This is a genomic window from Mycobacterium sp. (assembly GCF_029961025.1).
In the GTDB taxonomy this organism is placed as follows: domain Bacteria; phylum Actinomycetota; class Actinomycetes; order Mycobacteriales; family Mycobacteriaceae; genus Mycobacterium.
The window spans coordinates 48,672-60,927 of sequence record NZ_JASBVP010000003.1 but is presented as its reverse complement, the minus strand read 5'-3'; the positions used below and the strand labels follow the sequence as shown (position 1 = coordinate 60,927).

The 12,256-nt window shown below is 68.3% G+C and carries 13 protein-coding genes; 6 read left to right on the top strand and 7 right to left on the bottom strand.

What is annotated here, in order from left to right; genetic code table 11:
- Positions 1-4 precede the first annotated feature (4 nt).
- The 5 genes from QJR12_RS04085 to purT form a co-directional block, all read right to left on the bottom strand.
- Positions 5-433, bottom strand: a complete 429-nt coding sequence (locus QJR12_RS04085) for an organic hydroperoxide resistance protein (RefSeq protein ID WP_300576697.1) — start codon at positions 431-433, stop codon at positions 5-7.
- Between the two features lie 93 nt (positions 434-526).
- A complete protein-coding gene (locus QJR12_RS04080) occupies positions 527-976 on the bottom strand; it encodes a hypothetical protein (RefSeq protein ID WP_300576695.1) in 450 nt (149 codons plus the stop codon).
- Between the two features lie 158 nt (positions 977-1,134).
- Complete coding sequence (locus QJR12_RS04075) at positions 1,135-2,355, bottom strand: O-succinylhomoserine sulfhydrylase (RefSeq protein WP_300576692.1); 1,221 nt, start codon at positions 2,353-2,355, stop codon at positions 1,135-1,137.
- Positions 2,356-2,400: 45 nt separating this feature from the next.
- Positions 2,401-2,811, bottom strand: coding sequence for a rhodanese-like domain-containing protein (locus tag QJR12_RS04070; protein WP_300576690.1), 411 nt, complete (start codon positions 2,809-2,811; stop codon positions 2,401-2,403).
- 36 nt (positions 2,812-2,847) lie between these two features.
- Positions 2,848-4,023, bottom strand: coding sequence for a formate-dependent phosphoribosylglycinamide formyltransferase (gene purT, locus QJR12_RS04065; RefSeq protein ID WP_300579615.1), 1,176 nt, complete (start codon positions 4,021-4,023; stop codon positions 2,848-2,850).
- 329 nt (positions 4,024-4,352) lie between these two features.
- Here purT and QJR12_RS04060 point away from each other — a divergent pair, with 329 nt between their 5' ends.
- Together QJR12_RS04060 and QJR12_RS04055 are read left to right on the top strand one after the other, a co-directional pair.
- Positions 4,353-5,318 (top strand): Rieske 2Fe-2S domain-containing protein, encoded by a 966-nt coding sequence (locus QJR12_RS04060; RefSeq protein ID WP_300576689.1) that lies wholly within the window; start codon positions 4,353-4,355, stop codon positions 5,316-5,318.
- A complete protein-coding gene (locus QJR12_RS04055; protein WP_300576687.1) occupies positions 5,315-5,803 on the top strand; it encodes a hemerythrin domain-containing protein in 489 nt (162 codons plus the stop codon). The genes QJR12_RS04060 and QJR12_RS04055 overlap by 4 nt, the downstream gene beginning before the upstream one ends.
- A gap of 64 nt (positions 5,804-5,867) precedes the next feature.
- Here QJR12_RS04055 and QJR12_RS04050 read toward each other — a convergent pair whose 3' ends face one another.
- Complete coding sequence (locus QJR12_RS04050; RefSeq protein ID WP_300576685.1) at positions 5,868-7,166, bottom strand: adenylosuccinate synthase; 1,299 nt, start codon at positions 7,164-7,166, stop codon at positions 5,868-5,870.
- A gap of 143 nt (positions 7,167-7,309) precedes the next feature.
- On the opposite strand from QJR12_RS04050, the gene QJR12_RS04045 reads away from it, so the two are divergent.
- From QJR12_RS04045 to QJR12_RS04035, 3 genes are all read left to right on the top strand, one after another.
- A complete protein-coding gene (locus QJR12_RS04045; RefSeq protein ID WP_300576137.1) occupies positions 7,310-9,121 on the top strand; it encodes a transposase in 1,812 nt (603 codons plus the stop codon).
- 223 nt (positions 9,122-9,344) lie between these two features.
- The gene (locus tag QJR12_RS04040) at positions 9,345-10,034 is read left to right on the top strand and encodes a peptidase M50 (protein ID WP_300576682.1); all 690 of its coding nucleotides are present in this window, start codon (positions 9,345-9,347) and stop codon (positions 10,032-10,034) included.
- A 9-nt stretch (positions 10,035-10,043) separates the two neighbouring features.
- Positions 10,044-10,823: a site-2 protease family protein gene (locus tag QJR12_RS04035; protein WP_300576679.1), complete on the top strand. Its 780-nt coding sequence runs from the start codon at positions 10,044-10,046 to the stop codon at positions 10,821-10,823.
- 33 nt (positions 10,824-10,856) lie between these two features.
- On the opposite strand, the gene QJR12_RS04030 is transcribed toward QJR12_RS04035, so the two are convergent.
- Complete coding sequence (locus QJR12_RS04030; protein WP_300576676.1) at positions 10,857-11,270, bottom strand: DUF3151 domain-containing protein; 414 nt, start codon at positions 11,268-11,270, stop codon at positions 10,857-10,859.
- 183 nt (positions 11,271-11,453) lie between these two features.
- Between QJR12_RS04030 and QJR12_RS04025 the strand changes: the two genes are divergently transcribed.
- Positions 11,454-12,254 carry a hypothetical protein gene (locus QJR12_RS04025; protein ID WP_300579614.1) on the top strand — a complete coding sequence of 267 codons (801 nt, stop codon included), beginning with the start codon at positions 11,454-11,456 and terminating at the stop codon, positions 12,252-12,254.
- Positions 12,255-12,256: the final 2 nt, after the last annotated feature.

The window sequence follows — 12,256 nt, the reverse complement described above, 5'->3', positions numbered from 1 at the left end:
ACCGCTACACCCGCGCGGAGATCGTCGCGTCCACGTTGCCGGTGGTGGCCTTGGAATACGGGCACACCTGGTGGGCTTGGCGCATCAGATCGTCGGCGACGCTCTGCTGCAGGCCCGGCAGGTAGCCGACGATGTTCCCGGTCAGCCCGAACCCGCCCTCGGAGTCCTTGCCGAAACCCACCTGGACCGTCACGGAGGTCGCGTCGTCAAGCTTGACACCGGCGTTTCGAGCCACCAGCCGCAACGCACCGAGGAAGCAGGCCGCGTATCCGGCCGAGAACAGCTGTTCGGGGTTGATGCCCTCGCCGCTGCCGCCCATCTCTTTCGGCGGTGTCGTGTCGAAGTCGATGCGGCCATCCGCTGACCTGACATGACCGTCGCGGCCGCCGCCGGTCGCCGTGGATTCTGCGGTGTAGACGACTTCGATGCTCATGGCACGATCATGCCAACCCCGCCGGCGAAACAGAAGCCGGGCACCCGCCGATCGGCAACGCCCGGCCGGCCGGGTTCAGCGTTAGGGCTAAGCCTAGGGACGCGGCGCGGGAGTGGTCGGACTGGTGGTTGCGGTACCGCCCGGTCCCATGCCCGGTCCCATGCCGGGTCCCATGCCCGGTCCCATGCCCGGTCCCATGGGACCGGGCGGTCCACCGGGAAAGACGAACAGCCACTGCCCCGGGCCCATGGGGCCCATCGGGGGCCCGCCGGACGGCCCGCCGGGCATGAACATGCCGTGGCGAGGATGCTGGTAGTAATACCCGTGAGAGTGCCTACCAAGCGTAAAGCCACTGAAGAAGATCACCGTGACGATGAAGACAACGCCAGCGACAATTGCGACCCACGCCGCAACCTTGTAAAGCCCGCTCGGCCGTCGCGCCTGCCACGGCGCCGCAGCTCCTGGCGGACCACTCGGTGGCAACGTCGGTGGGGCGACCGAAGTCGGCTGCGGTGGGGCCGGGGAGTCAGGTGTTTCACTCATGTCTTGATAATGGTCCATGTGTGGGGCCGGTTAAACGGTCCCCCCGTAAAACCCGATATCGTCCGGTCTGCGCGGCATTGCAGGGGTTCACCCGGTCTTCTCGACGAGACCGGCAAACAGCTAAACGGTATGGCGTGGCCGGTGCCCATCCATACCGTTTAGCGCAAGGCCTGGTCGAGGTCGGCGATCAGATCCTCGGTGCTTTCCAGGCCGATGGAAATACGGACCACGTTGTCGCCCAGGCCGATCGCGGCCCGCCCCTCCGGGCCCATCGCCCGATGGGTCGTGGTCGCCGGATGGGTGATGAGCGATTTCGCGTCACCGAGGTTGTTGGAGATGTCGATGAGCCGCAGCTTGTCCAGCACCTCGAAGGCCCGCTGCTTACCGACGCTTTCGGGGACGTCGAGTGCGAAGGTGACCACGGTCCCGCCTCCGGACATCTGACGCTTGGCCAGGTCGTATTGGGGGTGAGACGTCAAGTAGGGGTAGCGGACCCACCTCACCGCCGGATGCCCCTGTAGGTACTCGGCTACCCGCTGCGCCGAGCTATTGCAGTGTTCAACCCGAATAGCAAGCGTCTCAAGGCCTTTGAGCAAAACCCAAGCGTTGAAGGCGCTTATCGCCGGGCCGGTGTGGCGCATCAGCTTCTGCACCGGGCCGTCAATGTACTGCTCGTCGCCGAGGATGGCCCCACCCAGCACTCGCCCCTGCCCGTCGATGTGCTTGGTGCCGGAGTACACCACTACGTCAACCCCGAGTGGGATGCCCTGTTGCAGGATAGGGGTAGCGAAAACGTTGTCTAACACCACTTTCGCCCCGGCGGCATGAGCCAGCTCGGTCACCGCGGCGATGTCGACCAGCGATTGCATGGGATTGGACGGGGTCTCGAAGAACACCGCCTGAGTGGGCACCGAGAGGGCCCGCTCCCACTGCGACAGGTCATCGCCGTCGACGAACACGGTCTCGACGCCCCAACGCGGCAGGATCTCGTTGCACACCACGAAGCACGACCCGAACAGGCTGCGCGCCGCGACCAGCCGGTCACCGGCACCCAGCAGCGCACCCAGGGAAACGAACACCGCCGCCATCCCGCTGGCGGTGGCGAACGCCGCCGGGGCTCCCTCTATCAGCCGCAGCCGTTCCTCAAGCATGGTGACGGTCGGGTTGCCGTAGCGCGAGTACACGTAGCGGTCGGCTTCACCGGCGAAGGCCCTCTCGGCGTCTGCGGCGGACTTGTAGACATAACCGGACGTCAAATACATCGCTTCGGCGGTTTCGTCGAACCCGGACCGCAACAGCCCGCCACGCACCCCGAGGGTGGCCTGGCTGACATCGCCGGGCAGCGGCGCCGGGGTGCGGATCGAACGCTGGTCAGTCATCTGAGTCGCTCCTCCTCATCGCTGGGCTCCGCATCGTCGCCCGCATCACGACTGCCTCCAGGGCAACCCGACCGCCCGCCATCCGGTGCTGCCGCGATGACCCGCGTCGTCGAGGTGACCTTCGAAACCGTCCAGCACGTTGAAGGCGGGGGTGATACCGGCCGCGGTGGCGGCCTCGGCGGCACCGACGGACCGATGACCCGAGCGGCAGATGAACACCACCGGGTCGCCCGTGGCGGGGACTTGCTCCAACAACTCGGTGATGAAGTTCTCGTTGCGCGAGCCGTCGATGCGGTTCCACTCGACGCACACAATGTCGCGGCCCAGGCTCGACAGGTCGGGCACCCCGACAAAGCACCATTCGGCTTCGGTTCGCACGTCGACCAGCACCGCCCGGGGGTGCTCGCAGAGCAGCTTCCAGGCCTGCTCCGGGGTGATATCGCCGGCGTAACTCACTGTCCCGAGTCTCGCATATCGTGCCGATGCCCTCCCTCACGCCCGCGGCAGCCGATGCAGCGCTGCCGACACGCGCCGGGCGCGCTCCCGGGCCGTCCGGACGTCGGGTGCGGTCGCCAGCGCGACGCCAAGCCAGCTGGACCCGCCCGACACACCGCCGAACATCCGGACGTCGCTTTCCGGCACGGCGAGCACGTCGGCCAGGGTGACCGGCGCGGGGGTCCCCGCCAGGGGCGGTGAAGCGGACGCGTAATCGCCCGCATAGATCAGCTGCGCGGCCCCCGGTGAGATCATGATGGTGTCCACCGCCAGACCGAGAGTCGCCCGGGCCGCCAGCTCGAACTGCGATAGCCGCTGGGTGCGCAGTGTCACCAGGCCGCTCTCATAAGGGAGTGCGGTGATATCGCAGAAGTACACCTCTTCGCCGCTGACCATCAGCTCGACCCCGAAGACCCCGCGCCCGCCGAGCGCCTTGACGATACGCGCCGCAATCGACTTGGCCACGCCCATCGCCGCCGCACTCAACTCTTGCGGCTGCCAGGATTCCAGCACCCCGCCGGCGACCTCGCGATGCCCGATCGGTGCACAGAATTCGATCATCGGCCCTGCCGGACCGTAGCTGCGCACGGTGAGCAGGGTGACCCGAAAGTCGATCTCCACCACGGTCTCGGCGAGCACCCGGGGGTGAGCACCCTGGCCGCTGGCGGCCACCGCGCGCTGCCAGGCCGGCTCGATGTCGTCCGGCCCCGCCAGCACCGACCGCTCCGTGGCGGCCGTCGCCGCCACCGGCGTCACCGATAGCGGAAACCCGGCGTAGGCGGCCACCGACTTGAGTTCATCCAGCGATCCGGCGAACCAGAACGGCGCGGTGGGCAGGCCGAGCTCGTCGGCGGCCAACCGTCGCAGGCTCTCGCGGTCGGCGGTCAACCGCACCGCGCGGGCGCTGGGGACAACCTCGGTGAATCCAAGTTCGGCAGCGGCGTTCAGCGCTTCGGTGGCCACTTCGACGGTCGTGGTCACGACGAAATTCGGCCGTAGCCGCCCGATCGCCGTGGCCAGCTCCTCGGTGTCGGTCGTGTCGACCACCAGTGACCGATCGGCTAGCCGGTGTGCGGGGGCGCCCGGGTGCCGCTCGACGGCGATCACCTCGGCCCCCAGGCGCTGAAAGGCGATCACCAGCTCGCGGCTCAGCTCAGTGGAACCGAGCAGCATCACCCTGGGGTGATGCCCGGGCGGCTCGTCGTCGGACTCGCCGGGAGCCCGCTGGTTCACCGCAATGTTCGTCGTTTCGGTCTCGTCGCGCCGGCCCTCGTGGTTTCCGGGATGCCCGCGGGAAAGATCTCGTCGTTCAGTCATTGCCGTGAATTCACATCCCGGTCCGGGCGCCATCCCCCATGCCGCTCAAGGATAGAGGGGATGCCCCGCGCGGCCCGGCGCAGAGGGCCGCCGCCGCCTCCGGCGGCCGCCGACCGTGACCGCAACGTAGCGAACCCGGTGTGCCGCATTATGATTTCTGACCGCAGTTGAGGGAGGGCATGAGGATGGTTTTGCGGTCGCGTGGAACTCAGGACCACAAATTCGGCAGGCGGGTGCTGGCGTTCATCGGCCGCCAGGAGTGGCTGGACCGGCCGAGTTACCGCTTCGAGCACCTGCTCAGCTACGCGTTCAACTCGCTGGGTAACGCCCGTGACGGGGTCGCGAACTTTCTCAACGGCGTCTGGCTGGGGCACCCGCTGCACCCACCGTTGGCGTCGCTGACCAGTGGAGCGATCGGGACTGCGGTCGGCTTGGACGCGCTGAGTTTGCTGCCGGGCCGGCCCAAGTCGGAGCTCGTCGACGCGTCGCGGTTTGCCCGGCAAGCACTCGGGTTGGGCATCCTGGCCAACCTTGCCGCCGCGGTCACCGGTGTCAGCGACTGGCAACACACCCACCAGGAGGAGCGCCGAGTCGGGGCGGTGCACGGCGTCGTGAACCTCCTGGCGACCGGCCTGTACGTGATGTCCTGGCGGGATCGCGGCCGGGGCCGCCACCTGCGGGGCATCGCGTTCAGCGCCCTCGGCTACGGCATCACCCTTAGCGGCAGCTACCTGGGCGGAGCCCTGGTGTTCGAGTCGGGAATCGGCATCGACCAGTCCGGCAGGCGGTTGCGCACCACCGACTGGACACCGGTGTTGCCGGTGGAGTCCCTGACGGACGGCAAGCCGCGGCGTGTCGAGGTCGACGGTGTCGGACTGGTGGTGTGCCGGGTCGGCGTCGACGGGAAGGTGGCCGCGTTCGGGGAGCTCTGTCCCCATCTGGCCGCCCCGATGAGCGACGGCTGGGTCGATCGGGGGCGGATCGTCTGCCCCTGGCACGGCTCACGCTTCGACGCCGAGACCGGAGCGGTGCTGCGCGGTCCGTCGGCGGCGCCGCTGCCGCGCTATCAGACACGGATCAACAACGGAATGGTCGAAGTGCGCGCAGCCGACTCGCATGCGCTCGGCGCCGCGAAAGGAGTGGCCAAGTGAACGCCTACACCGTGCTGCAAGAGCATCACAAGACGCTGAAGGGACTGGTCAAAAAGATCGGCGAAACCCCGCCGACGGCCCCCGAACGACAGGACTACCTCGACCAGCTGCTCGTCGAATTGGATATCCACTTTCGGATCGAGGATGACCTGTACTACCCGGCGCTGGCGGCGGGCGCCGGTTCCCTGGTTGCCGTCGCCCACGCCGAGCATCGCCAGGTCATCGATGCGCTCTCCACGTTGCTGCACACCCCGCCGGCCGCGCCCAACTACGACGACGAATGGCGCACGTTCGCAACCACGCTGGAGGCGCACGCCGACGAGGAGGAGCGTGACATGATCCCGTTCCCGCCGTCCGTGCACGTCACCGACGAGCAACTGGCCGACCTGGGTGCCAAGATGGCCGCGCGAATCGAGGCGCTGCGCAACTCCACCGCGCACACGCTGCGGGTGAAGGGCCGCAAGGCGCTGCTGCGCGCCCTGTAGCGCGAGCTCTCCGCGCGGCGGCACCCTCCAACTCACCACCGCGCCGGCGACCCGGCGACTCCGGTCATCGGCGGGCCGCCAGGACATCGCGGCGCACGATGGTCTGGTCTCGGCCAGGCCCTACCCCGATACACGAAACCGGCGCTCCGGCAAGCTCTTCCAGTCGTGAGACGTAGTCACGCGCCTTGGCCGGCAGGTCATCGAACTCCCGTGCCGCCGAGATGTCCTCCCACCAGCCGGGCAGCTCCTCGTAAATCGGCTCGGCGCGAGCGAGATCGCTTTGCGTCATGGGCATCTCATAGGTGCGTTTGCCGTCGATCGTGTAGCCCACGCACACCGGCACGGTTTGCAGGCTGGAGAGCACGTCGAGCTTCGTCAAAAAGTAGTCGGTGATCCCGTTGACCCGGGTGGCGTAGCGGGCGACGACCGCGTCGAACCAGCCGCAGCGGCGGCGCCGGCCGGTGGTCACCCCGTACTCGTCACCGCTTTTGACCAGGTATTCGCCGTTGTCGTCGAACAACTCGGTGGGAAACGGACCGGAGCCCACCCGGGTGGTGTAGGCCTTGAGGACGCCCAGCACGGTGCTGATCCGGGTGGGACCGATGCCGGAGCCGACCGCCGCGCCGCCCGCGGTCGGGTTCGACGAGGTCACATACGGGTAGGTGCCGTGGTCGACGTCGAGCAGCGTGCCCTGCGAGCCCTCCAGCAACACGGTTTCGCCGCGCTCCAGCGCGGCATTGAGCAGCAGTCGGGTGTCGGCGATCCGGTGCTTGAACACCTCGGCTTGCCCCAGCAACGCGTCGACGACCTGCGCCGGCTCCAGCGCCTTGCGGTTGTAGATCTTGACCAGCACCTGATTCTTGAATTCCAGTGCGGCCTCGATCTTTTGCGCTAGCAGGGGCGGGTCGAACACGTCGGCGACCCGGACCCCGATGCGGGCGATCTTGTCCTGGTAGCAGGGCCCGATGCCGCGGCCGGTGGTGCCGATCCTCTTGGTGCCCAGGTAACGCTCGGTGACCTTGTCGATGGCGACGTGATACGGCAGCAGCAGGTGCGCGTCGGCGGAGATCAGCACCCGGGAGGTGTCGACACCGCGGTCCGCCAGGCCCCGCAGCTCGTCGAGCAGCACGCCGGGGTCGACCACCACGCCGTTGCCGATGACGTTGGTGACGCCGGGGGTCAACACGCCCGACGGGATCAGATGCAGCGCGAAGTTCTCCCCGGTGGGCAAGACGACGGTGTGCCCGGCGTTGTTGCCGCCCTGGTAGCGCACCACCCACTGCACGCGCCCGCCGAGCAGGTCGGTGGCCTTTCCTTTGCCCTCGTCACCCCACTGGGCGCCGATCAGGACGATTGCCGGCATGCTGCTACCCCCAATTATTGTGGTCCAGCCGGTGACCAACACTAGCCCGGCGACGGCGTGGACCCTAGGACGGCGCTGAATAACCCGTCCAGCGCTGGGCGTGTCTGACGACTGAGCCCGATGTGGTCTGTGATGATGTTGTGGTGCAAGGGGTTACGCGGTCGGATCGGGAGTTGTTGGACGCGCAGGCGCTGGTCGGGGAGCTGGTGCCGGCGGGCAGCATCTTCGCGTTTTTGGCCGAGCATCGTCATGAGTTGTTCCCGGATTCGTTCATCGCGGATTTGTTCGCCTCTTCGACCGGGCGGCCTTCGCTGCCGGCGGATCTGATCGGGTCGGTGCTGGTGCTCAAGGAACTCTATGACCTGTCGGATCCGCAGACCGCGGAGGCGCTGCGGTATGACATCCGCTGGAAGGTGGCCTGCGGGCGCTCGTTAACGCAGACCTCGTTCGACCCGTCGACGCTGGTGTATTGGCGCAAGCGGATCGCTGCCTCTGATCAACCTGACCGGGTGTTCGATGCGGTCGCGCGGGTCATCGCCGAGACCGGGCTTTTGCGGGGGCGGCGTAAACGGTGCGTGGATTCGACGGTGTTCGACGACGCGGTGGCCACCCAGGACACGGTGACCCAACTGGTGGCGGCGATGCGCAAGGTGGCCCGGCTGGTACCGGGCGCGCAATCGGTGATCGAGCGGGTCGCCAAGCTGGACTACTCCAAGGCGGGCAAGCCCGACATCGATTGGGATGACCCGGTGGCCAAGCAGGGGTTGGTGTCGGATCTGGTCAACGACGCGACCGCGGTGCTGGCCGAGCTGGCCGGGCCGGATGCGCCCGCGCGTACCGACGCTGCCGCGGATGCGTTGGGGTTGTTGGCGCTGGTCGCCGGCCAAGACGTGGAGCCCGCCGAGGGCTCTGATGGCACCGACGGGCGGTGGCGCATCGCGCGGCGGGTCGCGCCGGATCGTGTCATCTCCACCGTGGACACCGAGGCCCGCCACACCCGTAAGTCGAAGTCCCACCGTAAAGACGGGTTCCGTGGGCACCTGGTCGCCGAGCCCGAGACCGCCTTGATCACCGACGCCGAGTTGACCAAGGCGGCCGGAGAAGAGCACAGCGACGCCGTGGTCGGCCAGAAGTTGATCGCCCGCGACCGCTACCAACCCAGCGGCAACGACAGCGACGACGGGGCCGGGGCCGCGCGTGTGGACAGCCAACCCGGTGTCGCCGAGCCCGAGGCGGGGGCGCTCGGCGCTGATCATGGTTCGGCCCAACCGGATAGCGCTGTACCAGCGGAAATGGGCGAATCCCACCAGGTGGCCGCCGGCGTGGCCGCTGCGGTCGACGCGGTCACCTCGATGGTCGCCGCCGGGGCTATCGATGCTGGCCAACCCCACACCGCGCGGGGTGGCGGTCTTGAGGTGTATGGCGATTCGGCGTATGGCACCGGGGCCGCGCGTGCCGCCTACCAGCGCGCTGGGCACCACACCGTGATCAAGCCCAAGCCGCTGGTCCCCGCGGTGCCAGGTGGGTTCACCCTCGATGACTTCACCATCGACGAGCGGGCCGGGACCGTCACCTGCCCGGGCGGGCATACCCGCACCATGACCGCCAAGCGCGCGGTGAGCTTCGGCGCGGTCTGTGCCGAGTGCCCGCTGCGAGCCCGCTGCACCACGGCCAAAGACGGTCGCGCGATGAGCATCCACCCGCACGAGCAGCTGCTGCGCGACGCACGAGCACAAGCCCGCACGCCGGAGTTCAAGCAGGCCTACCCCACCCGTTCGACGGTCGAGCGGATCGTCGCCTGGACCGCCACCAACCGTGGACGGCGGATCAAACTGCGCTACCACGGCGTCGAGAAGAACCACGCCTGGCTGCGATTGCGTTGCGCCGCAATCAATCTGCGCACACTCATCAATAGCGGCCTGACCCGCACAGACGGGGCCTGGGCCCTGGCCTGACGGCCACGGCCCACCCCCTTGCCCATCTCGACGACCTCACCCAAACTGGAATCGGCGGGAAGAACGACCACGTTGTCGACCAGTCAGGTCTGACCTACTGCCGAAGAAACGGCCTTGTCGGCGTTCTTCCCGCCCCGCCAGGCTTCCTTGTTCAGAGGCCTCCTAGAGACCCCGACGGGAAGCCGAGCTGTGCTGCTCAAGCCCCGCAGCTCAAACACCGGTATTGAGAACCGGCTGGAGTGGGAAGGAGTCGCTGAACATCACGGTGGACAACGCCGACATCGCGGTGCTGTGGTTCGGGGGGGAAATCCCCGGGCCGTTGGTTGGCCTGCCGGTGCTGCCCGCCGGGGTGCGGGCCGACCTGGACACCGTGATCGGTGGCTACCGCCGGCTGGTGGTGGTGGGCGCCGACGCCGACCTGGCGGCGGTGCTAACCCGGCTGTTGCGCACCGACCGGCTGGGTGTCGAGGTCGGCTACACGCCGGTGCGTCACACCGCGGCAACCCGGGCCTACCGGTTACCGGCCGGCCGACGAGCGGCCCGGCGGGCACGGTGCGGCAGCGCCCGCCGGGCGCCGCTGATCCGTGACGAGACGGGCACGGTGATCGTCGGCAGCGCTGTGTGGTTACCACCCGAAGAAGGGCGGCAGCTGCGCGGCGAGGCCGTCGTCGACGACACCGTGCTCTTCGACGGTGATGTCGCCGGTGTGCGCATCGAGCCCACCGCAACGCTGCCCGGCCTGCGGGCCCGGGTGCTGGGTGGGCGCGGCTGGTCGCCGCGCTGGCAGGCCGGGCGGGCGGCGCAGCTGGGCAGCACCGGGGCCGTGATGCTGCGCGACGGAGTCCGCTCCTCGCGGCCGATCAGGCGCTCGACGTTTTATCGGCACACCGAGGGATGGCTGCTGGTCCGGTAGGTTCGAGAGGTGAATTTCCGTGGGGTGCACGAATCGGTGCGACCGAGCCCGATCTTTTGGGCGATCGTCGGAGTAACGGCGCTGGGTGGTGCGCTGGCGTGGCTGGCCGGGGCAAGCGTCCGCCCGCTGGCCTATGTTGGGGTATTCATCTTCGTGATCGCCGGCTGGCTGGTGTCGCTGTGCTTGCATGAGTTCGGCCACGCGGTCACCGCGTGGCGGTTCGGCGATCGCGATGTCGCGCTGCGCGGTTATCTCACCCTGGATCCCCGCCGCTACAGCCATCCGATGCTCTCGCTGGGCCTGCCGATGCTGTTCATCGCGCTGGGCGGGATCGGCCTTCCGGGGGGCGCGGTATACCTGCGCACCTCGTACATGAGGACCGCGCGCCGAACCATGGTCGCGCTGGCCGGGCCGTCGACCAACCTGCTGCTGGCGGTGGCGCTGCTGACCGCGACCCGACTGTGGTATGACCCGGCGCATCCGGTGCTGTGGGCGGGGGTGGCGTTTCTGGGATTCCTCCAGGTCACCGCGGTGGTGCTGAACCTGCTGCCGATCCCCGGCCTGGACGGGTACGACGCACTGGAGCCCCATCTGAGCCCGCAAACCCAGCACGCGCTGGACCAGTTCAAACCCTACGGCCTGCTGTTTTTGCTGGTGCTGTTCGTAGCGCCGGCGCTCAACCGGTGGTTCTTCGGGGTCGTGGGCTTCTTCTTCGAACTCTCCGGAGTGCCCGCGGCGCTGGCCGGCGCCGGCAACGAGCTGACCCGGTTCTGGAGCGCCTGGTTTTAAAGCCTTGCCCGACAGGCGACGAGTCGCCCCGTGCTACAAGCCCAGCTCGGACCGAGCGTTGGGGTCACACTCATCCAGTAGCTGCAGGCAGCGCGCGTGCTCGTCGGTCTCGCCGATGGCCTGCGCCGCCCGCGCCAGCGCGGCCACACATCTCAGGAAGCCCCGGTTGGGCCGATGCGAATACGGCACCGGGCCGAAACCCTTCCACCCATTGCGGCGCAGCTGGTCCAAACCCCGGTGGTATCCGGTGCGGGCATAGGCGTAGGCGGTGACCGCCGCGCCGTCGGCCAGCGCCGCGTCGGCCAACACCGCCCAGGCGGCGGATGCCGCCGGATGCGCCGCCGCGACGACGGCCGGGTCCTTGCCGGCCTGCAGATCGGCCTCGGCCCCGCCATCGCCGGGCAACAGGATCGGATCGGGTTGCAGGAGATCACCCGTCGGCGTCATGGCTCCATTGTGCCGTTTTGCCGCGCGGTTACCCGGGTGCTCGGTGATCGCGTCCAGCCTCCTGCCGGGTCGCTAAGCTCGAGTAGCGAACCGGATAGCCGGAGGATTGCAACGCCCATGTCCAACCCATCAGGGCCCGACCGCAAGGACCCGCCCGACCCCTCCGCGGCGGGCCCGGGCGCTATGCCGGGTGAACCGCTGGGGCCCGAAGCCCGCCCGGCCGACGAGCCGACCGCGGACCCCGGCGAGGACGCAACCGAAAAGCAGCCGGCGGCGCCCGGTGACGCCGAGCCCGCGACCGAGGTGATGGCCAGACAGGAGCCGGCGATCACGCCCGGCGTCACGAAGCCGCAGCGCCAGCCGGGGGAACGCCGATTCACCGCCCCGGGTTTCGACGCCAAAGAGACCACCGTCATCAAAGCCGCACCGGAACCCGCCACCGAGATCATCGATACCGGACGTGCGCCCCACTTTGCCCCGAAACGGGCGATGCCGCAATTGATCCCGCCTCAGCTCGGGTCGAAGCTGCGTCCGTCGCGTCACTGGGACTGGGGCTGGGTGCTCGCCCTGGTGCTGGTCATTCTGGCGGTAGCCGCGATCGCGGTGCTGGGCACTGTGCTGCTGACCCGTCACCGGGCGCCGAAGGCCTCGCCGGAAGACCAGGTCCGTGCCACCATCCAGCGCTTCGATGTCGCGATGCAAACCGGCGACCTGGCCACGTTGCGCAGTCTGACCTGCGGCAACACCCGCGACAACTACCTGAACTACGACGAGCGTGCCTGGGCGGACACCTACCACCGGGTTTCGGCGGCCAAGCAGTACCCGGTGATCGCCAGCATCGATCAGGTCGTCGTCAACGGTGAACACGCGGAAGCCAACGTCACCACGTTCATGGCCTATGATCCGCAGGTCCGTTCAGCCCGCAGCTTTGATTTGCAATTTCGCGACAACCAGTGGGAGATCTGTCAGTCCCCCACCAATTAGCT